Origin of the sequence: Polynucleobacter sp. es-GGE-1 (genome assembly GCF_018882005.1) — a bacterium.
Classification (GTDB): domain Bacteria; phylum Pseudomonadota; class Gammaproteobacteria; order Burkholderiales; family Burkholderiaceae; genus Polynucleobacter.
This window is the reverse complement of sequence record NZ_JACVPE010000003.1, coordinates 167,178-189,149: the sequence shown is the minus strand read 5'-3', so window position 1 is coordinate 189,149 and position 21,972 is coordinate 167,178. Positions and strand designations below refer to the sequence as shown.

Annotated in this window: 25 protein-coding genes; 4 read left to right on the top strand and 21 right to left on the bottom strand. The window is 44.2% G+C overall.

What is annotated here, in order from left to right; all coding sequences use genetic code 11:
- Together fliG and fliF are read right to left on the bottom strand one after the other, a co-directional pair.
- Entirely contained in the window at nucleotides 1-1,011 is a 1,011-nt protein-coding gene (fliG, locus tag ICN35_RS03030) for a flagellar motor switch protein FliG (RefSeq protein ID WP_088524978.1), read from the bottom strand.
- Nucleotides 1,011-2,633, bottom strand: coding sequence for a flagellar basal-body MS-ring/collar protein FliF (gene fliF / locus ICN35_RS03025; RefSeq protein ID WP_216124186.1), 1,623 nt, complete (start codon nucleotides 2,631-2,633; stop codon nucleotides 1,011-1,013). The genes fliG and fliF overlap by 1 nt, the downstream gene beginning before the upstream one ends.
- Nucleotides 2,634-2,884: 251 nt before the next feature.
- Between fliF and fliE the strand changes: the two genes are divergently transcribed.
- Complete coding sequence (fliE, locus tag ICN35_RS03020; RefSeq protein WP_216124185.1) at nucleotides 2,885-3,265, top strand: flagellar hook-basal body complex protein FliE; 381 nt, start codon at nucleotides 2,885-2,887, stop codon at nucleotides 3,263-3,265.
- Between the two features lie 28 nt (nucleotides 3,266-3,293).
- Here fliE and ICN35_RS03015 read toward each other — a convergent pair whose 3' ends face one another.
- The 14 genes from ICN35_RS03015 to ICN35_RS02950 form a co-directional block, all read right to left on the bottom strand.
- On the bottom strand, nucleotides 3,294-3,608 hold the full coding sequence (locus ICN35_RS03015) for a hypothetical protein (protein WP_088524981.1): 315 nt from the start codon (nucleotides 3,606-3,608) through the stop codon (nucleotides 3,294-3,296).
- A 94-nt stretch (nucleotides 3,609-3,702) separates the two neighbouring features.
- Entirely contained in the window at nucleotides 3,703-3,969 is a 267-nt protein-coding gene (locus ICN35_RS03010; protein ID WP_088524982.1) for an EscU/YscU/HrcU family type III secretion system export apparatus switch protein, read from the bottom strand.
- On the bottom strand, nucleotides 3,962-4,867 hold the full coding sequence (locus ICN35_RS03005) for a flagellar hook-length control protein FliK (protein WP_216124183.1): 906 nt from the start codon (nucleotides 4,865-4,867) through the stop codon (nucleotides 3,962-3,964). The genes ICN35_RS03010 and ICN35_RS03005 overlap by 8 nt, the downstream gene beginning before the upstream one ends.
- Before the next feature lie 11 nt (nucleotides 4,868-4,878).
- On the bottom strand, nucleotides 4,879-5,178 hold the full coding sequence (locus ICN35_RS03000; protein WP_215296727.1) for a flagellar protein FliT: 300 nt from the start codon (nucleotides 5,176-5,178) through the stop codon (nucleotides 4,879-4,881).
- Between the two features lie 172 nt (nucleotides 5,179-5,350).
- Nucleotides 5,351-6,001, bottom strand: a complete 651-nt coding sequence (locus ICN35_RS02995; RefSeq protein ID WP_088524985.1) for a response regulator transcription factor — start codon at nucleotides 5,999-6,001, stop codon at nucleotides 5,351-5,353.
- A 78-nt stretch (nucleotides 6,002-6,079) separates the two neighbouring features.
- Complete coding sequence (locus ICN35_RS02990) at nucleotides 6,080-7,381, bottom strand: EAL and HDOD domain-containing protein (RefSeq protein WP_216124180.1); 1,302 nt, start codon at nucleotides 7,379-7,381, stop codon at nucleotides 6,080-6,082.
- Nucleotides 7,382-7,556: 175 nt separating this feature from the next.
- Nucleotides 7,557-7,943, bottom strand: a complete 387-nt coding sequence (locus ICN35_RS02985) for a hypothetical protein (protein WP_215296724.1) — start codon at nucleotides 7,941-7,943, stop codon at nucleotides 7,557-7,559.
- 183 nt (nucleotides 7,944-8,126) lie between these two features.
- Nucleotides 8,127-8,333, bottom strand: coding sequence for a hypothetical protein (locus tag ICN35_RS02980; protein WP_088524988.1), 207 nt, complete (start codon nucleotides 8,331-8,333; stop codon nucleotides 8,127-8,129).
- Between the two features lie 25 nt (nucleotides 8,334-8,358).
- Nucleotides 8,359-8,709: a hypothetical protein gene (locus ICN35_RS02975; protein WP_088524989.1), complete on the bottom strand. Its 351-nt coding sequence runs from the start codon at nucleotides 8,707-8,709 to the stop codon at nucleotides 8,359-8,361.
- 68 nt (nucleotides 8,710-8,777) lie between these two features.
- Nucleotides 8,778-9,824: a fumarylacetoacetate hydrolase family protein gene (locus tag ICN35_RS02970; RefSeq protein WP_255535685.1), complete on the bottom strand. Its 1,047-nt coding sequence runs from the start codon at nucleotides 9,822-9,824 to the stop codon at nucleotides 8,778-8,780.
- A 130-nt stretch (nucleotides 9,825-9,954) separates the two neighbouring features.
- Nucleotides 9,955-11,571, bottom strand: coding sequence for an EAL and HDOD domain-containing protein (locus ICN35_RS02965; RefSeq protein WP_216124179.1), 1,617 nt, complete (start codon nucleotides 11,569-11,571; stop codon nucleotides 9,955-9,957).
- 52 nt (nucleotides 11,572-11,623) lie between these two features.
- The gene (locus ICN35_RS02960) at nucleotides 11,624-12,175 is read right to left on the bottom strand and encodes a CBS domain-containing protein (protein WP_255535684.1); all 552 of its coding nucleotides are present in this window, start codon (nucleotides 12,173-12,175) and stop codon (nucleotides 11,624-11,626) included.
- Nucleotides 12,176-12,419: 244 nt separating this feature from the next.
- Nucleotides 12,420-13,490: a L,D-transpeptidase family protein gene (locus ICN35_RS11475; protein WP_216124177.1), complete on the bottom strand. Its 1,071-nt coding sequence runs from the start codon at nucleotides 13,488-13,490 to the stop codon at nucleotides 12,420-12,422.
- The gene (locus tag ICN35_RS02950) at nucleotides 13,474-14,478 is read right to left on the bottom strand and encodes a tetratricopeptide repeat protein (protein ID WP_216124171.1); all 1,005 of its coding nucleotides are present in this window, start codon (nucleotides 14,476-14,478) and stop codon (nucleotides 13,474-13,476) included. The genes ICN35_RS11475 and ICN35_RS02950 overlap by 17 nt, the downstream gene beginning before the upstream one ends.
- Before the next feature lie 327 nt (nucleotides 14,479-14,805).
- Between ICN35_RS02950 and ICN35_RS02945 the strand changes: the two genes are divergently transcribed.
- Together ICN35_RS02945 and ICN35_RS02940 are read left to right on the top strand one after the other, a co-directional pair.
- On the top strand, nucleotides 14,806-15,621 hold the full coding sequence (locus ICN35_RS02945; RefSeq protein WP_216124169.1) for an SPOR domain-containing protein: 816 nt from the start codon (nucleotides 14,806-14,808) through the stop codon (nucleotides 15,619-15,621).
- Between the two features lie 12 nt (nucleotides 15,622-15,633).
- Nucleotides 15,634-16,605 (top strand): M23 family metallopeptidase, encoded by a 972-nt coding sequence (locus ICN35_RS02940; protein WP_216124167.1) that lies wholly within the window; start codon nucleotides 15,634-15,636, stop codon nucleotides 16,603-16,605.
- Here ICN35_RS02940 and ICN35_RS02935 read toward each other — a convergent pair.
- The 3 genes from ICN35_RS02935 to ICN35_RS02925 all read right to left on the bottom strand — a co-directional run bounded on the left by ICN35_RS02935 (nucleotide 16,602) and on the right by ICN35_RS02925 (nucleotide 19,066).
- Nucleotides 16,602-17,066, bottom strand: coding sequence for a polymer-forming cytoskeletal protein (locus ICN35_RS02935; protein WP_216124166.1), 465 nt, complete (start codon nucleotides 17,064-17,066; stop codon nucleotides 16,602-16,604). The genes ICN35_RS02940 and ICN35_RS02935 overlap by 4 nt on opposite strands.
- Before the next feature lie 9 nt (nucleotides 17,067-17,075).
- On the bottom strand, nucleotides 17,076-17,978 hold the full coding sequence (locus tag ICN35_RS02930; RefSeq protein WP_216124164.1) for an AAA family ATPase: 903 nt from the start codon (nucleotides 17,976-17,978) through the stop codon (nucleotides 17,076-17,078).
- Between the two features lie 173 nt (nucleotides 17,979-18,151).
- The gene (locus ICN35_RS02925) at nucleotides 18,152-19,066 is read right to left on the bottom strand and encodes a pseudouridine synthase (protein ID WP_216124162.1); all 915 of its coding nucleotides are present in this window, start codon (nucleotides 19,064-19,066) and stop codon (nucleotides 18,152-18,154) included.
- 114 nt (nucleotides 19,067-19,180) lie between these two features.
- On the opposite strand from ICN35_RS02925, the gene ICN35_RS02920 reads away from it, so the two are divergent.
- Nucleotides 19,181-20,800, top strand: coding sequence for an FMN-binding glutamate synthase family protein (locus ICN35_RS02920; RefSeq protein WP_216124160.1), 1,620 nt, complete (start codon nucleotides 19,181-19,183; stop codon nucleotides 20,798-20,800).
- Between the two features lie 22 nt (nucleotides 20,801-20,822).
- Here the strand turns inward: ICN35_RS02920 and scpB are convergent, their stop codons facing one another.
- Nucleotides 20,823-21,611, bottom strand: a complete 789-nt coding sequence (scpB, locus tag ICN35_RS02915) for a methylmalonyl-CoA decarboxylase (RefSeq protein WP_216124158.1) — start codon at nucleotides 21,609-21,611, stop codon at nucleotides 20,823-20,825.
- Between the two features lie 26 nt (nucleotides 21,612-21,637).
- Nucleotides 21,638-21,853: a hypothetical protein gene (locus tag ICN35_RS02910; protein WP_216124155.1), complete on the bottom strand. Its 216-nt coding sequence runs from the start codon at nucleotides 21,851-21,853 to the stop codon at nucleotides 21,638-21,640.
- Between the last annotated feature and the right edge of the window lie 119 nt (nucleotides 21,854-21,972).

The following is a 21,972-nucleotide window of genomic DNA, read 5'->3' as shown; positions in this document are numbered from 1 at the left end:
TTAGAGATAATCCTCACCGCCTCCGGCACCCGGCAACATCACTGAGCCATCTTCGATCAAGCCCCTGACAACAATCAGAATTTCTTTTTGCTGTGCTTCCACTTCAGAAAGTTTGACAGGGCCTTTGTTTTCTAAGTCGTCGCGCATCATATCGGCTGCACGAGATGACATGTTCTTGAAGATCTTTTCACGCAACTCAGCGCTAGCGCCTTTGAGAGCAGTTACCAAGGCATCAGATTGAACGTCACGCAAGATGGTCTGAATACCACGATCATCAATGTTGATGATGTCGTCAAAGGTAAACATTTCATCATTAATCTTTTCTGCAATTTCAATATCGTATTCTTTAATGCGATCCATCAGCACTTGCTGCGGAGCTTGGCCAATATAGTTCATGATGTCTGCAGCCGCACGAATGCCGCCAATTTGTTTTTTAGTGGAAGTCTGAGCTCCACTCAATAAACGGGCCAGTACCACATTTAACTCTTTGAGCGCTTGTGGCTTCACTTCTTCTAAAGTAGCAATACGCAACATCGTATCTTTGCGTAAATCTTCATTAAACAAGGTCAGAATTTGAGAAGCCTGCTCAGGCTCAAGATGCACCAAAATCGTGGCAATAATTTGAGGATGCTCATAACGGATAAGATCAGCGACAGCTGTTGCATCCATCCACTTGAGGTTATCAATACCCTCTGAATCTTTATTTTCTAGAATGCGCTCAAATAGACCTGAGGCAGTTTCTTGCCCCAATGCCTGGGTTAAGACATTGCGGGTAAACGAATCGGTGTCAATATTAAGAGAGGCACCTTCACCAGCATAGCTAAAAAAATCCCGTAGCGTATCAGCTACCGTAGCCTGCTCAACCCTACGTAGGGTAGTCATGACGGCACTCAACTTTTGCACATCTCGTGGAGAGACGTGCTTCATCACCTGTGATGCGCCCTCTTCGCCGAGAGCTAACATCAAAATAGCAGCTTTAAGAACGCTACTTTCGTTTGGATTTGTTGCCATTAGCTATTTCCTACCCAACCCGCAACCACATCAGCTACTACTTTTGGATTTTCCTTAGCCAAAGCTTGAATGGTCTTGAGGTCTTTTTGATATGGCGTCAATTTTGGTATGGGTCTGCCATTTTCGTCAAAACTACCATCAAGCGTAGTCGGGGCCTCATCTGGCGCCAATAAATTGGCTAGCATCGGTTTAATTGCTTTGCGATACATAATGAATAGCACGATTAAGCCGACCAGAATTTGACCAATATTTTTGGCCATTTCGATATACACAGGATCTTTCCAGACAGGTAATTCAGATACATCAGCCTCTTTAGCAGGGGTAAAAGGGGTGTTCACCACGCTTAAAGTATCGCCTCTCGTTTCATTAAAGCCCATTGCTTGTTTGGCCAAATCGATAATCTGCTGCTTTTCAGCATCATTTAAAGGGCGTGTAGTAGGCTTGCCTTCAGCATCAACATCAGCCTTGTTATTAACAACGATACCTACTGATAAACGCTTCACCCCGCCCATGGATTTTTGGGTAAACGAGATCGTTTTATCAATTTCATAATTCGTAATCGAATTTCTTTGCGTGCTCATCGGATTTTGAGCAGCAGCATTATTGGCTCCGGCGCCGGCACCAGCAGCAGCGCCGCCAGGAGCTGCATTATTAGTGGTGTTCAGAGGAGCAGTTGCATTTGCGGGAGGCTGATTACTTAAAGCACCTGGTACGCCACCATTGGTCGATCCTGAAGGCACAATCGATTCATTAGTCTGCAAGCTACGTATAACGGCAACCTCAGGCTTTTGATTTGGCTTGTAAATTTCATTAGCCTCTTCGGTATTTGAAAAATCAATTTCGACATTCGCCTCAGCGCGCACATTTTTCTCGCCCACAATCGGAGTAATAATCGCCTGTACTCGCGACACAATATTTTTTTGCAAGTCCTCAACATATTTGAGTTGGTTTGCATCTAGAGTTTTTGAACCGCCTTTTTTGGCATCAGAAAGCAAGCTACCAGTCTGATCAACGATATCAACGCTGGCTAGACTTAAATTTGGGACGCTACTAGAAATTAAATGGGCTATTGCACTGACTTGATTTTGGTCTAGGGTACGACCTTGCATTAACTTCACTAAAACGGATGCCGTTGGTTTTTGCGCATCACGCACGAACACGGACGTTTTAGGGATAGCTAAATGGACTCGAGCACCCTCAACCCCAGAGATGGATTGAATACTACGCTCTAATTCACCCTCTAAGGCACGTTGAAAGTTGACCTGTTCTACAAATTGAGAAACTCCAAACTTTTGGTTTTCCAGAAGCTCAAAGCCAACATTGCCGCCTCTAGGCAAACCCATAGCTGCTAGTTTCAAACGGGTCTGGTACACCAATTCGGCTGGCACCAGAATGGAAGAGCCACCATCCGCTAATTTATAAGGAATGTTTTGCTGTTCTAAAACAGACACGATGGCACCGCCATCTTTATCGTTGAAATTAGAGAACACGACCTTATATTTAGGTCCCTGACTCCAGATCCAAAAGACGGCCATGATTGCAATCACCGCAGCAATACCCGCGGACAGCAGCACTTTTTTACTAGTGCCCTGCAAATTTAAGCGCGCTAACAAGCTTTCCATAACAATTTTCCCGACCTACTAGTGATATGAAAAGGCAGATTGAAGATCATTCTGGAAACTGATAAGATCGGTTTTTTGCATGATTTGTCCAATACGCCCTAAATAAATATGATGTTAGACGTCATTATGAATAGGGAAATTTCATTTCAATTGAAGGAATAAGGCCTTTTTTTCCTTCTTATTGCCAAAACTGCCGCCATTCTTTACTGCTACATTACTTCCATTGAAAAGTTTCAGTGAGGAGTTCCATCATGAGTGTCGGCGCTATTGATTCAGGGCGTATTCAAGCAATGTTGGCCCAATTAAAGGCTGCGTCTTCTGCCGCCCCTGCAAACCTAGCTACCCCAATTCAGGGCCTAGATAGTATTAAGGGAATTAACAACGGGGATGGCCCAAAGTCTGCCCCATCGATTGATTTTGCTACCGCGCTGAAGTCATCCCTTGACCAAGTAAACCAAAGCCAGACTAAGGCAGTTGAGCTAGGTAAAAACTTTGCTCTCGGTGACGATAGTGTCAATCTCTCCGATGTCATGGTAGCAACACAAAAGGCCAGTCTGTCATTTCAAGCAACTGTTCAGGTTCGTAATAAGCTCGTTTCCGCCTATCACGACATCATGAATATGCAGGTGTAATACCCTGTCACCAGTGTAATAGTGACAATTAGCTCGTTATCTTTTGTTGGGTAGCCTCAGTCAACTCAGCACGCGAGTAATGAGAACCCACAACATCACCCACTAGATAGACGATCACATCTACAGCAAAGTTTCGTAACTGCGCTCTGCTGGTAAAGGTTTTTCCCATGGAGAATAAAGCTAATACTTCCTTAGGGTTCACAGATCTGAGCTTGGGGTGTAGCGAATTGCACATCTCCATCATATGCACTAGGGCTTCGCCCGCATTTGCATTTTGCATAAAATGGGCGTTATAAGCAGCGCTCATTTGCAAAATTAGGGTGCTCTCAATGGATACAGACATATTCTCAATTCATACAATATAGGTTTGAAACTCAATGACTATGCTGACTACTGATATTTTAGCAATCCATTGCATTACTCTATCAGGTAATTCCCTAAGCCTGCTTTTCGAGCTGATATAGCCACGCCAGAATTTCTGCTACCGCCTGATATAAAGCCGGAGGTATATTCTCATCAAGATCGACCTGCATGAGCAAGCCCACCAGATCCTTTGATTCATGAATATAAATCTGATGTTCTTTCGCCTTGGCAATGATTTGCTCGGCCACTAAGCCCTTCCCGCTTGCCAATACCTTAGGGGCAAATTCACCATGCTCATAAGTCAAAGCTACCGCCTGCTGTAGATTCTTAGCCTTATCCATGTGCGATGACCTCCATCGCTTTAAGCTCCTGACCATTAGCATTAAAGGTATTCTTGAGATCTGATAATTCTTGTTTGAAGAGATTTTCAGTCTGCGACTTCTCAGCTTTAAGTTGCACACTTAAGGCCTTATCCCGCAAGGTCAGACGAGCCTGCACTTTACCTAAGTTGGGTAAATCTAACTCAATCACACTCACAATGGTTTGAGCGACACCTTCCTCTGAGACCGTTCGGGGTGACTGCTCTTCCTCATAAGTCAATTGCCAATACATTGGCTGCCCTGGCCAAATATTGCCGCTCCAGCGAATCGTCTGATTCTCCAAAGCATCTAACTGTTTATTCACAACTTGTGACGCATTAAAGTTAGGACGATTTTGAGGCTCTTTCATCAATGCATTTAAAGGCCACTTCCCTTTAGCAAAATTCGCCAGATGGGATTCATAAAAGAGCCCGCTCATGATGATGGCGTTTTGCAATTGGGCTGCCGTGAGTTGTGAGTTCAAGGGGCTTTGCATTAAAGGGGGCAGCAAACTCTCTACCTTCGAAAGCTGTCCTTGTAACTGAGCTTCGTCTTGCAATTGTGTAATCAGCAAGCTAGTGCCGCTCAAAATCACATTCTCAAAAGCAGATTGATTAGCACCAGTACTTAATAATAGAAAGGTAGGGTTTGGATCGCTGCCGAGAAAGCGAAAATGCAGTACATCCCCTACTACAAAATTACTACCCAGCTTCATGCCGAATACTTGTTCGCCAATTTGTACCTCAGCCGTTCCAGCAGGATCAAAAGAAACAATTTTTCCGACGTACTCTAGACCTACCTTGAGGGCAGGCTGGCTAGACTGCCCGATTGCCGTTGGCGCGATTGCTGGATTGATACCACCAATCGGATTGATAGCCATGAATGATCTACTTATTTCTTGAAAGACTGGCCATTCATGATGTCAGTCAAGCGCAACATCCAAGGCTGCATTAAATCCATAATTTCTTTATCGTTAGATAAGATAGTTTTAAGGCAAGCAATTTTTCGCTCAAGAGCTTCAGGAGTAAGTGGAGCTTGCTCACCATGCACCGGAATTTGATGAATATAGCCCTGACACAAAATCTCTAATTTACCGTAGCCATCCCAATCTTTTTGACGAGCAGCTTGCAACATCTGCTGACTGATTTCAGTCACAGCTTCATAGAGGGAGAGCATATCGCTATTGGGCATTAAATTTTTGACTTGTAAAAGCGATTGCGATGATCGTAAGAAAACCTTGTTTATCCAATATAGATACTACAAAACTTTGAGTCTAGACAATTCCAATATAAGACCTGTAAAAGCGGTTTAACTAGATTAATTAGGGACACCAATAGCAACTTTTATACTGCAAAGACCCGAATTAAGCCAATAAATTGTTTTTAATTGCGTAATGCACTAATTCTGCATTCGTTTTCATACCCATCTTTTTCAGCGTACGAGTGCGGTACATGCTGACCGTTTTCGGCGAAAGGCTGAGCTTTTCAGCAATTGCATTGACGGTCAATCCAGTAGCCACCATCATCATAAATTGATGCTCGCGGTCAGATAGGCATTGATGCGGGTCTGCAGCAGTCTGGGCATCCCCAAAGCGTTCCGCTAAAATTTCTGCAACGACAGGGCTGATATATTTCGCACCGGTTGCAACGCGACGAATCGCTAAGACCAACTCCTGAGTGGGTTCACTCTTCGTGATATAGCCCAAGGCACCCGCAGATAAAACCCGAGCCGCATACTGAGAAGGTGGATGCATTGAGAGCACCAAAATCGGTAGCTTTTGATTATTGCGACGAATCGATTTAATAACCTCAATACCATTGCGGTCCTGCAAATCAATATCGAGTACCAAACAATCCAATTCAGGATTGTCGGCTAATTTAACAGCCTCTTTACCTGACTTGGCCTCGGCCACAACTACGATACCAGGGTGTGTATTGAGCACCTGGACTAGACCCTCACGAATGATCGCATGATCATCTGCAAGGGCAATACGTAGGTGCTTCATTAATGTCATAAAAGCCGTCTCAATTTAGTTTTATGACATTCTAACGAAATCTTCAGAATTGCCAAAAATGGCAAAATTACCAGTACATCAGCCCTTCACCGCACTCATCTGCCGATCAAGCTCATTGGTCCAATGGATTGCCTGAAGCTGCAAATCCGTGAGAGATTGTGCTGAAATTCCCAAGTGACTCCTAGAGGCTTCCATGCGACCAAAGTCAGCTGCCTCAATCGCATCCGTCAAGACGAGTAATTGACCCAAAATACCTTCATGATGCAAGAGCGCATTTTGTAAATGCTCAGCTAGGTGAATATGCTTGAGCACTTCTTCCAAAGTTTGACCGGTGACCTTGTGCGCCAAAGAAAGGAGGCCCACTACAAAAGCCTGATCACTTAATCCTGGCTGAGTAATATCCTCATGCTGTGAGAGTAGTTCAATTAAACGGGCACGGTTCACGACACGACGCTGGAGTTCTGAAGTGGCAGCATTCCCTGCTTCTGTGTAGATGAGGAGCAACATCCACTGCAATAGTTGCTTTTGGCCCAAGGTAACCAAAGCCTGACGTACCGAACTAATTTGTAAATGCCCTGCTACACCAACAGAATTGACTAAGCGAAACAGTCCCAATGTGAGATCGGGGTTGGCCTTAAACAGAGGCTCTAAAGTCGCAATGCCCTCATCCTTAAATAGGAGTCCGACAATTTTCATTAGACTGACTTGCAGTGCTTGCGGTTTTTTACTGCGCATTACTAAAGGCTGGGAAAAATAAGGTCCGCTAAATAAACTAAAACCCTGTGCCTTACAAGCCGCTAAATCTTCACCAGTCTTAACTAGTGTTGCCCAAAAAATCGGGTTTGCTAATTGACGAACCCGGCTCATCAAATCAGCAGTATTTTCAGGTGAAGTGTTTTGTAGGTTTACCTTAACAATGTCAATCAAAGGCAAAATAGCGTCGATATTCTCTACTACGCCCTTTGCTGGAGTTGCATCGCTCAAGCTAGTATCTACAAGCGCAATCCGAAATCCAGCAGTTTTTAGGTCTTGTAAGCGCTTGAGCATTTCTGCATTGAGAGAAACGTCTGGCAAGATTTCTAAAATGATGCGCTGCGCAGGCAGAATCTCCAGGGTATTACTCTTGAGTAACTTCTCAGTGACATGAATAAAACCATCGGCCGAACCGAGCACGCCTTCTAAACCAAAGTGACTCATCGAATTGACAATCACTTGGGTGATTGTTGCTAAATCATCAGGTCGCCCTTCATCTACGCTTTCTCGGGAACGGAAAAGCATTTCATAGGCCATCACCCTGCCCGAGCTATCAAACACGGAATTGCGCGCAAGAAAGATTTCGGAGGTGCTTAAATCCACAGAAGACTCAGTAGTCGCAATCATATGATCCTTGTTGAAAGGTGCCCCAGCCAGCTAATGGACGGACTTTGGCTATCCTGATAAATAAGCTACCAATGTAGAGGAAAGGGGGGATTTTCAATTCGAAGAATAAGGCCACTTTTTCGGGCTTATTCTCAAGATTCCAGGTTTAACCTGAACTGAGCCTGATAATTGACTATTAAACCTTGATATTGACCAGGGTGCCTGTACCGGAGGCAGCCATTAACTGAACTGGCAAAGGTGCTTTTTGAGCACCAGGCATCTTTTCGCTATTGTGATACGGGTCAACTTGGCCCGATTTTCTGTACTCATCAAGAGCCAAAGAGGCTGACTTAATTTCATCCGTACGGCTTGACTTGATGGAGTTATCTATCTTTTCAAACAGGGCATCTGGGCTAACGCCACCGCCAACACCACGCAACTCAATCAAAGCCTGTTGAGCAGCAACTACATCACCATTGCGCAAAGCAGCAGCCAACGCGCCCAAGTACCCTTGGCGTGCTTGTGATTCGCTGGCTGATGAATAACTAGAAACAGCAGCCGAAGGTGTTATTTGCATATTCATATAACCTCCTCTAACCTTGCTATCCTTTCAAATCGTGCAATGAAACCTTAAAATTCGACCCAGGCTTACATAACTTACAAGTCCTCACCATCTTTTACGTCCCATAAACTCAAAACTTAAGCTCAATGACTAGAAATTTCTAATTATTATGGCTAATATTTCTTAAGATATTGATTTAATTGATTATTTATTATTATCTAGAGCGGCAATTTGGGCTGCAATATCCATCGATTCTTGGCTAGCTTGCAAAATAGCCTGGATTTTCTTCTTAATGGGATCAGAGCCCGATTCACCAAGAGAGTGCATTAATAACTCAGCATTTAAGCGAATAGCAAGCAATGGCTGACCCAAATCATGCAACAGAGTCTCTATTTCGGTTCTTTGATCCATTGCGTATCTATTTTTGACGGCAAAACTAGTTACAGGTCTTTTTATTGCCCTGCACAACGCAATTGCTGCCGTTGGAATAAATGGTGCGATTGCCGTTCGTCACAGAACTTCCGCCAGGGGAATAGTAGGTGGTAGTGCCGACCTGGGTTTGAGTAGAGCCGTTTGGACCATTCATTACGGTCACGGGCTGGTTGCTATTGGGAGCTCCAGGTACATTACCAGCGTCATAGGGCACCACAACATAGTTGTTATTGTTACCGTAGCCGTTGTTACCGTTATTGCCATGCCCAATATCTCGTCCCCCACCCTCTCTTTGGGCATAGGCTGATGAAGAAATCATGAGAGCAGCGAGGATGATGAATGGCTTGTGCTTCATTAGCTTTTTCCCTTTTAAGCTTTTGATACCCTAAGACTCTATCCTACTCTTGAATCTAGCTATAGTCTCTAGCCCAAAGTAAATTTGAGCTCTCCCAACTTTTCTACAACGCTGGTGACCACGTCGCCCTTTTTCAACCAAACTTGCTGATCCTTGGGCATATTGGCGATTACGCCCTGTGGGGTACCGGTGAAAATAATATCGCCAGGTTCGAGTGTCCAGTAAGTACTGATATAGGCAAGCAATCTTTGAACATTATGAATAAAGTCAGAGGTATTCGAGTTCTGTCGCATCTCACCATTCACAAAGGTCTGAATTTGCAACTGATTGGGATCGCCCACTAAATCAGCGGTCACAAAGTTTGGCCCGATAGGCGCATATTGGTCCAAAGTTTTACCCATCATCCATTGACCACCAGGAAGATCGAGTTGCAAATCGCGTGAGGTGAAATCATTTGCAGTGCAATAGCCAGCAACATAATTGAGCGCTTCTGATTCAGGGATATTGCGCCCTTTTTTGCCCACTACTACAAGGAGCTCAGTTTCATAGTCGAGCTTATAAGAAACATCAGGTGCAGGAATCTCTAATACAGAATTATGAGCAGCTAGACTATTGTCATACTTATTAAACAAAGCTGGAACCGCTGGCTTAGCGACACCCACCTCTTCTGCATACTGACGGTAATTAATGCCAACACAAATAATTTTGCCTGGATTCTTGAAAAGTCTGCCATAGCGAATTTTCGATTCCGACAAATAAGGTACACCAGACTTTTCTGCGCCAGCAACCACCTTATTAAACGCGGTGGCGTTACCCTCTTGTAGCAATTGATCCAGAGTGTATGGAGCCGCGATATTGAGTTTCTTCGCAACGGCACGAACGTCAATCACTCCTTTTGTACTAATGACTCCCATAGTCTCAGTACCATCACTATTCTTAATGGATAGGATCTTGGCATTTTTGACCATGATGTGGGGACCACTATAGGCCTCTTGCTCTTTGGCAAATTTAAATCTACGCGCAGCAGCATCCGAAGAAAAACCTAGAGTTGAGGCGGCCACAATACCCATTCCAGACAAGGAAAAGGTCTTAATAAAGCGGCGACGTGCGCTCATGATTGCTCCAGCGTGGTAATTGAGTTAGATAGTTTAACGGCTAAATGAGCCACTAATTGAGTCACTATAAGCTCATCACGCATTTAACAACTCAGCTAATAAGCCGGTTAAAACTCCGTTATTAACTGAATTACTCTTCCTCTGTCACTTCGGCTTGCTCCCAAACGTCCTCATCTGGGGCTAGCTGGGTTTGCGCAACGAAGGTTTTAATAGCCAACAGAGAATCTTGGGCAACATCATCCAAAGTCAACGACCCCAGTTCACCAGCGCATAGCTGCTGACATTTTTCTAAGTCGCCAATCTCAGCAGCCTCAGCCAGGGTGAGTAATTTACCTAAAACGCCACTGCGATCTGCAATCGCATCGACAACGACTCCAGGCAAATTGAATTTAGACAAAATCTCTCGGCTGGACTCATCAAAGAGGTTATCAATTAAGGATAATCCACCAACCAAGAAAGCCAAATCACTCGAGCCCAATCCAGCCCCAGCTGGCAATTTGACCGATGCTAATTCCATAAAGAATGCTCTCACGCAAACTAATTGTAGTAAGGGGGTAGATTCCAAAGAAACTTTAGCCTTGCTATCTGCATAGAGCAAGAGTTGAGTCCAACGGGTAATCCGCTTAACTCCAGAAATCACTGCAGCGTCTCGAACATTTTCTGGCTTTGCACGCTTCCTGCCAGCATCAACTTCCGCGATCACCATTAAGTGTTTTGCCACTACTGGATTGATCTCAATTTCATCAACCAGCTCGTGGAGTTCAGGCGACGAAAGCAGCAAAGTCAGTAGCTTTAATATCTTGCGGTAGTCATCACCACGATGTAAGGACAGATCTGGATCAGGCTTAATGAAATAGAAGCCCTCATAGGCATCAAAACCTAAGTCGCGAGCCTTATGAAAATCTTCAGGAGTTTCTACATGTGTTGCAATCATCTGCATTACAGCACCATCACTACCGGCTTTTGCACCTTTTTTCGCAGGCGACTTAGTATCTCTTGGTAAAGGCGTGGCTTTACATAATTCGATTAAGCTGGCTGCATTCTCTACCTGGTGAATATCCAGCTTGACATAGCGAAACTTCGGCAAGATATCTTCGAGACCATCAAATACTTCTGTCAAACCCGTCAGCACAAACTTGTAACCGATGTTCGACATCTTCTCGAGCTTTTCCAGAATCTCAGGCACCTTAGGCGCATCTGGATCATCGGGATTTTTGGCATCCTTCTTACTATCTTTCACAGTTTCATCCGTAGGAACTTCAGTTTTAATCGCCTCCAGGATCTCAGCCAAATCAATTTGCAAAGGAAACTTCATGGCAGGAATGCCGCGCAACTCATCTCCTAATTGATGGGGATGAATTTTGATAAAACCCAGATGCAAGCCAAGTGACTGAGCCACACCCTTAGTCTTGAGTGCGTAGAGCATTTCACTAAGAGTGACTTCTTTGACTTCAATGCCCTCATCATCCCGCAAATTAGCATCTGTAATTTCATCGGGATAAGTGACTTCTGCCTTCGGATCTGCTTCTAAGCGTTTGGCAATTTGCGCTAACACCTCATTACGTTCATTGACCCGCTTTGCCTTCAGAGTAGTTCCCGGGCGAAAAAAAAGTTCATACCCAATGATCGCTTGATCGCGATCGATGATAGGTTCACGTCCTAAATATGAATTTTCAGGCGCAACTTTTTCAGGCCCTTTAGGAGCCTGTACGGGTGCGGACTGCGTTTTTTTACCAAATAGTGCCATTTATTTTCTTACTAAGAAGATTTCCTTTTGAATGAATACGATTTTAAAAAAGTTATGAATCATTTTTTTTAGAGCTATCCCACTCTTTTATATAACGCTCTAAAAATTGAATCTGACCTGTTCTGTGTTCCAAAGTATCTTTCACCACATCTCCAACAGAAATCACACCTCTGACCTTGCCCTCATCCACTACGGGCAAGTGACGAATTCTTTTGGAAATCATGATTTGCATGCAGTCTCGCAAATCATCTTCATAAGCTACTGAGATGGGGTTTGGGGTCATGACCGCCTTGACTAATACTTCTTTGGCACTCAAACCTGGAAGCAGCACTTTAATAGCGCAATCACCCTGGGAAACAATTCCTACTAATTGATCAGAATCAATCACCAATACAGAGCGCACTAAATTATCGCGCATCAGCTCTAATACTTTGACAACATAGTCAGAGGAACTCACTGAAATCAGTGTATTCGATTTGTTGGCTAAACAGTTTTTTACCATTGGCATACGACGCTTATCCTTATATATCTTCAGAGCAATATCAGCGCCGGAAAATCCAGCTAGCAACATACATTGGTCATTCATCGATTCTATCCAAGCCATAGGCTGATCCAAACAAAAACAAAAGTCATGCCAACTTATGCGTATATCCTATCCTGATTGGCCTGTTTTTTGTGCAATCTTAGGGAAAATCCTAAAAAAAGGAGCTTAAATCGGGTTCTGTAACTTAGGAAGAAAGGCAAAGAAGCTCAAAACCAGCCCCAAATGCCTCAAGCAAAGTATTTGCTTAGTTCAAAACTGGCGCTCTAAATGCCAATGCCGGAGGGGCTGGCTCATAGCTCAGGAATTAGGTACGGCTCTTGAACTTCAAGTTCCAGCCATTACCGTTTTTATCCCAATACTCTCGGTAGACTGCAGAGCCTTCGCCCTGACCAATCGGCTGGTCAATCACCAAGGTGGATGTCGACTCAGTAGCATAGATAGCCTCGGGCGGAAGAACAATTTTCTTTTTAAGGCCTTCTGATCGATATGCGGCAATTTCATTACTAACCTTAGTGGCGCGTGCACTCCAATCAGCTTTCTTGAGCCATTGAACGGAGGGCACTACGGTTACATTAATTTGGCGCTTGCTCGCTAACTCAATAATTTCTCGAACATCATCGTTAGCAAAAGCGAGGCAACCATCAGAAGCTTTAGGTGCCCTGCTGTAAGTATCTTTAGGTACGCCGTGCAACCAAATTCCAGAGCCACTGATATCCAACTTCTTATCAAGCGCATTCGGGAAACTTAACTCCAATGCTCCAGCGCCAAAAATAGATCTCAATTGTTGCTTCGGAATTTGCATGGTGACGGAGTACACACCCAGAGGTGATTTAAGATCTCCCTCTTTTTGTTTACCCACGCCTAACTTTCCAATAGTGACGTAATAATCTTTTTCCCAGACTGGGTCGCCGTCTTTATTGCGCAAGAGATAGGCGCGAGAGAGTGATGCATCAACCAAAATGACATCTGCATTTTTAGGCATCTTTAAGACTTGAGCTGGGCGTAGATCAGTTAAATTGGGAATGACTGAGTTTCTTAACTGCAACTCAGACAATAGATTCTGTGGCGCTTCCCCATCACGCACTTCACTCTTGGACTTATTCGCAATAGCCCCGCCAGTCAGCGCAGTTAGCAATTCAGCGCGCATAAATGTTGCTAAACGGAAATTGGGGTGTTCGACTTCAGACTTATTTAAGATGTCCATGGCTTTATCTAAATTGCCATTGCGCACCAATTCTTGAGTGGCCTGCCGAACTGTAGTGTCCCCATTGGCCAAACTAACAACGGGAGTTATACAGATGCAAGCAATCAATAAAAGCTTACAACGCAATTTCAGCGCTCCGCTATCGAGAGATAAGTTATTTATTGAATTCACGCGCAATTAACCAAGTGCCCTTGTCATTAACCCATTCCAAAAGCTTCACAGAGTTCGTATTGACGTTTGCAGAGTTGTACTTCTGCCTGAAGGTTACAACAATTTTGCCCTTTGATTTAACGACTTTCATAATGCTGATTTCAACATTAATCGCACCCGGCTTGGCAACCCTCTGCTTCCTCTGCTCCAACCAATCTGTATAAGACAATCCCTTATCAGGCGAGAAACTTGGTGAGTAAAAAGCCAAATAAGACTTGACGTTTTTGCTCGACCACGCCTTGACCCAATTTTCCATATTGGCAGTGATCACTTCAAGCTCTTGAGGAGTTGGCGCCGCATCTTTCTCAGCTGCCGCAACTTGGGCTGGAGTCTCTACCACTGGAGTGGCTACAGGACTAGTCTTAGGTGCCTGAACGCTCGGGGCAGCAGTTGGTGCTGGGGCAGCTGTCTTTGGGGCTTGTGCCACCATTACAGGCTTATCGACTAAATCAGAGCCATTAACAGCAGCAGCTAAGAGCACGGGTGGGGGAGCTGAGTTCTTTTCATTGAGCGCTTTTGCATAGGCCTCTGCTGCCTGTGCTGAATAAATTTTGCGCAAACTTCTGAAAGCTGGAGAGGCAGTATTTAAGGCTTTTTCTAACACCTTCCGTGCTTGGTCTTTTTTATCCATTCCCCATAAGGCAACTGCATAGTTATTAGCCACGAGGAGATTAGAACTATCCTTTGAATAAAAAGGCTCTAAGAGATTGGCGGCTTCTTGCCACTGACCCAACATTAATAAAGCGGAAGCTTTGGTATTGGCATAGTCAATGGGCGATAGATCTTTTTTGAGTGACTCGGCCTGGGCAAGCGCCGCTTTGGAGTCCCCTTTTAATAAGAGATCCTCTATTCCTTGGGATGACACATAAGCAGACGCAGGGCTAATACTGATCAATGACAGTAATAAGGCACCGCAGAGGCATTGCAATAGTTTGTGCGATAGGCACAACTTTCTAGCTCTCAAGGGATGGACTGCAGTAAAAATGGATGGCATTAGGAAAAAGGGGCATTAAATCTAATCGATTTTAGCATTTTCATAGAAATTATCAATGCTGATAGCCCTTTAGAGCATTTATAGCCCAATTGCCCTCTTTAAAAAGCCTTATCAAAATAACTCCTAAAAAGGGTTTTGTGCCTATTTTTTACCCATTTTTTGTGAGCATTTATCTGTCTTTTCAAAAGACTTCAAGTCAAGCATCATGAACTGACAACTACATTAAAATAGCCTTGATCGGCAATCTCGCAATACGACCCAGCTTCTAAGGCCCACAAACCCGTGAAATACCTCCTCGCGCTTCTCCTTTTATCCACGCAACTGGTTTTTGCTCAAAATATAGAGGGCGACAAGCAAGGCGTTATCGGGATCCGCTACACCAAAAATGCGGAGGGGATGATTGTGGTTAAGCATGTCGAGGACAAGTCCCCAGCAGCTCAGGCTGGCATTCAGGTCAATGACATCATGATTAGCATCGATGGATCGCCCCTTAAAGGGATGGATCCAGCCAATATTAAAAATGTGCTGCGTGGCAAAGTTGGTAGCACTGCTGAAATCAAGTTGGAAAATTCTCAAACCAAGAGTGAATACTCCGTTAGCGTAGTGCGTAAGGTAGTGCATTTTGGGACCAGCGAGACCCCTAAAGACTCTTCAAAGAGCAACCCTCAGGCTGAGATCAAAAATACTGATAAAACTGAACCAGCTCCAAAAGCAGTAGCACCTAAAGTCAATGTCAAGCCTGCTGAGAAAGCACCAGCAATATCCAGCCCACCTGCGGTAGCTACAGTACCAGCGCAAACCTCTTCTAATGCTGCCCCTGATAAAGCTTCTACAAGTAGTGCTAGTGACTCAAAATACTTTATTCAAACAGGTGCTTTTTTTACCAAAGAAATTGCCAACGATCAAGTGACTGCATTTAATCAAAAAGGCTATACCAGCTTTGTTGATCCCGCGAAAATTAATGGCAGCAATATCTATCGCGTTCGAATTGGGCCCTTAGCAACACAACAAAGTGCAGAAGCACTATCCAAAAAATTGGCCAGCCAAGGCATTACAAACTCAATCATTGAAGCCTCACAAGCAAGCTCTAAGAACTAATCGAGTCATACTATGCAAATCATCTGGATTTCGGGGGCAACCTCCCACTACAGAAAATTTAATATCACCAAAACTCAACTAATGCGTTTTGCTGCTGCACTCGGTCTGTTGTTCATGATGATTGGTAGCGCCATCTATTTCATGGGCTTTAGGGTTGCGATTAAATTTGATCCAGGTATGGCACGTGATATGGGAGGTGTGATTACCTCAGAAGAGCTGTTCCATCTTGAAGAAGAATATCGCGAAAAACTCAGCAAGCTCCAAGGCTCTTTAAAGGCGATGGACCAAAAAATAGATGTGCTTAGCAAGATAAACGAGCAATATGCTGCACTGGCAACACCACTGCCGATGAAAGAAAAGCGCAAAGACAGAGAGAAAGAGAGCGAAGCCAGCACTGGTAAGGGCGGTCCTTATTTACCACTCTTTCCTTATCAAATTCGTTCTGAAGAAAATCCCAGCCTGCGAGTAAGCATCAACCAAACGCTAGAGTCTTCAGAAGGTCTGAGTAAAAAAATGCAGTCCCTCAAAGAAATATGGCTTGAGAAATACGAGCGCTTGATTCCATTGCCCACAAAACCACCTCTGGCCGCTGGCTATGGTTTAAGTAGCAACTTTGGTGCACGCGTAGACCCCATTACTAATAGTCCTGCCTTTCATCCTGGCATTGATTTCAATGCCAAGCCCGGCACTCAGGTATTAGCTGCAGGTAATGGCGTTGTCACCAAGGCAAAGTACGATGCAGAATTAGGAAACGTCATTGAGATCAAGCATAGCGAAGGCTTCACTAGCCTCTATGCGCATTGTCAGAAACTCTTAGTAAGCCAAGGAGACACTGTTAGTCGCGGTCAATTAATTGGAGAGGTCGGCAATACTGGCCGCTCGACGGGACCACACTTGCATTTCAGCGTTTATAAGAATGGCGCCCTACTCAATCCGATGGATGTGTTGGCTTTTACTAAGCCAGCAGCCAACAAGGAAAACTAAGAAGAAATACCGGCGTCCTGCTTGATCTTATTGATCGTATCTTGCAGCTGCGTCGCTGAATCAGGTGTCGTGTTCGGCTCTGCTCTTTTAGAAATCATCTGGCCATTGAGGGTTGCACCAGGCTCAATTCCAATCGTGTCGTAAGTCACATCTCCATGGACATTGGCGGTTGCGTGTAACTCTACTCTCTCATGCGCGTAAGTATTGCCATTCACCATACCCGCAATGAGTACGCGAAACGCATAAATATCGCCATGTACCTCACCACCCTTGCCAATCGCTATCGTAATTCTTTGGCCAGCACGCTCTTCAATATTGCCAAATATCTTGCCATCCACTCGCACGCTCTCAGAAACCATCAAGGCGCCATGAAATTCAGTAGCAGTGCCAACAATCGTCCCGAAAGATTCAATCTGAGGTTCAGAGAACTTATGTTCATTATTTTTTTTACCGAACATCATCACACCTCTTTAGTTTTGCTTGCTGAGAAAAGCCGGAATAGCAGTATCAGTAGGGCTCTGTTCATTCGTTTTAAATGCTTGCATTTGAGAACGAGCCTGCATGCCAGATATCTTTTTGTTCTGGCGGTAGCGATCTAAGATCAAAATACCTTTGCCTAGACCAGAATAAATAGCGCCCAATTTAAAAGTAGGCGCTTCGCGCTCACGCTTCTTATCCAAAATCTGTTGCGCAACAAACTCACCGAAGCGGCAGAAGTAAGTTGAGATAGTGGCATTACTGGAGACGCAGAAAAAATCTTCATAGACGAAGTTATCAATTTCATTGGCACGCAGTACTGGCGGGGTTATATAGCACATACCTAAAGAGGCAAGATTGGTGGAGATGCTAGTTTCTGCAAAATTGGTCTCGACTCTACTAGGCACTGCCATGATGATTTGTTTATTTTTAGAAATCAAAGGCGAATTACGCAATACATATTCCAAGATAAAAATTTCAGTACTCGCTAATTCAAACTTAGAGGTTGAAGTAGGAACCAAAACAATATCGAAATCATGCATAAAATTTTCAGCCATATTTGGCGTCCAAGTGAGATCAGAAATACTGACATCAAAACCTATTGAAAATTTACGCAATGAAGATCTAGCACTCAAAAGAGTCATGCCTGCGCTTTGATAAGACATTTCAGCGCGATAGGTCTCAATACCAATATTGGGAGCTTTTTTAATCCAAGCAGAAGATGAGCTCTGCTCATCGTAGTCAATCAATGAAATCTTTAAGCCTTTTTGAAGAGCTAGGTACGCAGCAAGATTGGCGGCAATCGTACTTTTGCCAACCCCACCTTTGCGATTTGTTACCAGCACTTTTATCGTTTCCATGACAATCACTCGCTCTGCTTTACTGAAATAGGACATTTATCCTATTGCTATGCATCACAATTTGCAACAAATTTCTCATAAAAATTAAGGAATTGCAGATCAAACTTCAACTTAAAAACACGCAGTCACGCGCAAGAGCATGTAAAAGTCAGTATTTTCCTTACAGAGGTACATGATTAGGGCACTGGATTGCCTGATCAATGCGGACTCTATTTTGTAGAAGAAGAAAGCAGGTTTAACTCTCGTTTACTGACAAATGATTTCTCTTGTTTGCTAATGGGATCTACAAAATAAATTGCTTTCGCCAAGAGCTGCAAAGGTTTGGAAAAATCTAGGTCGTACTCTTGATAGGGCGTCAGGTGCGGATAAATTTGATCATCCCGAATGGGTATACCTAGAGCATTTAAATGACTACGCAATTGATGCTTCTTACCGCTACCAGGAGTTAAGCGATACCGAGCCCAGGGCTTATCGACTTCGATTAACTCTATATAAGTATCTGTGTTCGGCTCGCCCTGCTCTTCTTTCATCTGCAAAAAATGTTCGGACTCTACTAATCTGCTTTGATAAGTCATAGGCAATCTGAGGGCTTGCTCTTCATCATATGGCGCTATCGCTTCATATACCTTCTTAACCGCTCGATCTCTAAATAGATTTTGGTACTGCGCTCTTTCTGGTGGCCTGACTGAAAAGATCACCAAGCCTGCAGTATCACGATCAATGCGATGAATCGGGCTCAAGGTTTGAATACCAGTTCGCTTCTTAAGCCGATTCAATAAGGTTTGATGCAAATAAAGGCCACTGGGTGTCACTGGTAAAAAATGGGGCTTATCTGCAACCACGATATGCTCATCCTGATAAAGGATTTCTTCTGCAAAAGGAATTTCAGGTTCACGTACCAATCGCCTGAAATACATTAAATGGGTATTCGCTTGATAAGGATCGTCACCATGCACTGGCTCGCCATCCATAGTCATGACTAAACCTTCAGCAAAACGGGTCTGCCATTCTCCAGACTCAATATGGGGAAAGGTGTGAATAAAGAAAGCCAATAAATCTTGGTATTCTTGGTCAGCCGGCAAATAAATGCGTGATGAAGAGACTCCTTCAGCATTAACTTTCATAAATTGGATAGGCTGTCAGTAGCAATATTGATGAAATTGTAGAGAGACTGTCACCTATTGATTCTATTGCATGCTTATACTTAGCTATCAAACAGACATAAGTGAGTGCGCAAAATGAGCCCCATCCTACCAATACGCCTTAGCACTTTTGTAATTTGTATTACTGGAACCCTGATCAGTATCTTTGGCCTTTTTGTAAATACTGCCGCATGGTATCCACTAGCTATTTTTGGCTTCCTGACAATCGTCGGAATTCATGATCGCCTCCAAACGAGGCATGCTGTGTTACGCAACTACCCCATTTTGGGTCATATGCGTTTCTTATTGGAATTTATTCGACCAGAGATTCGGCAATATTTTATTGAGGGTGATAACGACAAAACACCCTTCTCCAGAAGCCAGCGCACCCTGGTTTACTCACGCTCTAAGGCAGTTTCAGATAAACGTCCATTTGGCACCACGCTTGATGTCATGGCACCCGGTTATCAATGGATTAATCAGTCGCTCGCTCCCACTCATCTTTCTGACTATAACTTTAGAATCGAGATTGGCGGCAAAGATTGCTCCCAAAAATATTCAGCTAGCATCTTTAATATCTCAGCCATGAGCTTTGGCGCTTTGAGTGCTAACGCAGTCATGGCACTCAACTTAGGTGCAAAAAAAGGAAATTTTGCACACGATACTGGTGAGGGCTCGATTTCTCGTTATCACCGCATGCATGGCGGCGATCTCATTTGGGAAATTGGCTCGGGGTATTTTGGTTGCCGTACAGAGGATGGTCAATTTGATCCTAAGAAATATGCGGAGAATGCCCTAGACCCCCAAGTCAAAATGATTGAAATCAAACTCAGTCAAGGCGCAAAGCCTGGTCACGGCGGCATCTTGCCAGGACCTAAGGTCACCCCAGAAATTGCCGAAGCGCGTGGTGTGAAAGTGGGTGAAGCTTGCGTCTCGCCATCTTCGCACAGCGCCTTCACTACCCCATTAGAAATGATGGCGTTTATTCAGCGCTTACGTGAACTTTCTGGCGGCAAACCAGTAGGCTTTAAATTATGCATTGGCCATCCTTGGGAATGGTTTGCGATTGTGAAGGCGATGCTGAAGTCACAAATTTATCCAGACTTCATCGTGGTAGATGGCACTGAGGGCGGGACTGGAGCATCTCCTGTTGAGTTTAGCAACCATGTTGGCACTCCATTGCAAGAAGGCTTACGCTTAGTACACAATACTTTGGTTGGAGCCAATTTACGTGACCAAATTAAAATTGGTTGCTCCGGAAAAATCATCAGCGCTTTTGACATGGCGGTTGTCTTTGCCTTGGGGGCTGATTGGTGTAATAGCGCTCGCGGCTTTATGTTCTCAGTCGGCTGTATACAGGCTCAAGTTTGCGATACCGGCTTCTGTCCCACTGGCGTTACCACACAAGACCCAAGCCGACAAAAAGCATTAGTAGTCACCGATAAATCAGAGCGTGTGTATCACTTTCATAAAGAAACACTCAAGGCTCTCAAGGAAATTGTGGAAGCAGCAGGCCTTCATCATCCAGTTGAAATTAATACACGTCATATCGTGCGACGGGTGAGTGCAAATGGGGTGCGGCTGCTTGAAGACCTCTTACCAGACGTTAATGCAGGCAGCTTGTTATCCAATGAGGAAGGTAGTACTTTGCCAAAAGTATTTCAGCTTTACTGGGATATTGCGCAAGCAGATAGCTTTGCCGCTAAGCAGCATTAAACAGTCTAGTGCACTACAACTTTTACTTGGCCTGACCAAAGATTGGATCACGCCTTTCTAAAAATGCAGTAATACCTTCTCGGTAGTCGCTACCCATGTAAACATTCCTACGAAGGGATTGAAGATGCTCGAATACGGCAGGATTCATCACAGCCGCATCAGAGAGCATTTGTGCCTGGGCTTTAAGAACAGAGTTAGCTTGTGGTGAACGTGAGGCAATCGTTCTAGCCATTTGATAAGTCTTTGCCTCTAACTCGCCCGAGACATAAAGATGGTTAAGAATACCGATTTGTAAGGCACGATCAGCGCCAATCGGATCCGCAGTTAAGAACATTTCTTTTACGACATTCAGCGGCATACGAGACATGAAATGCAAGATACCGCTGGCAGTATACGGAAGACCTAACTTTGCAGGGGTAATCGCAAAAGTGGAGTCATGATCCCCAATCGCAATATCGCAACTCATAATTAGGTCCGTAGATGCACCCCAAACAGAGCCATCAACCATTGCAATGACTGGCGCTCTAAATGCACGGATGGACTTGAGTAAGACCATGACAGGATCATCTGCTGGCAAGGGATCACGTTCAGATCTCGGCAACTCCATCACATCGTGCCCTGCTGACCATACCTTATTCTTCTGGTCAGATCTCAGTACCAACACACGCACATCTTCTTTACCAAATACATCAAGGGCATGGTGCATTTCTTCAATCAAGCATTCGCTTAAAGCATTGCGCTTGCTGTAATGATTGAAACGAATGGTAGCGATTAAATCCGCCTGCTCGGTCTTGATGTACTGATAATTCATTTAAATTCTCTTTTTTCTTTGGTTACTTATGCCGCAATCAAGATATCCCCAAGCTCCATCTTCTCCCACCAGATAAATGGCAGTAGATAAACTGGCTCACCTGCATCTTGAAGAATTTCGAGGGCGCCATCATTGGTTTTATTAGCCTCATATTTGCCGGGATGTAGTGGAAAGCAACCTTGATCCGTACCATCGTTGCGACGCTTTCTGGCGACAATATTGCGAGTGATGTAAACGACCATATTTACTCCTTGATTGATTCAGGATATTTAGCCTAGGTGAATTTTCTTTCAGATAGCCTGCAACTCCAAATTATTCCTTTTGATTAAGGTGAAATATTAAGAATGCCCTCTTTTTGACG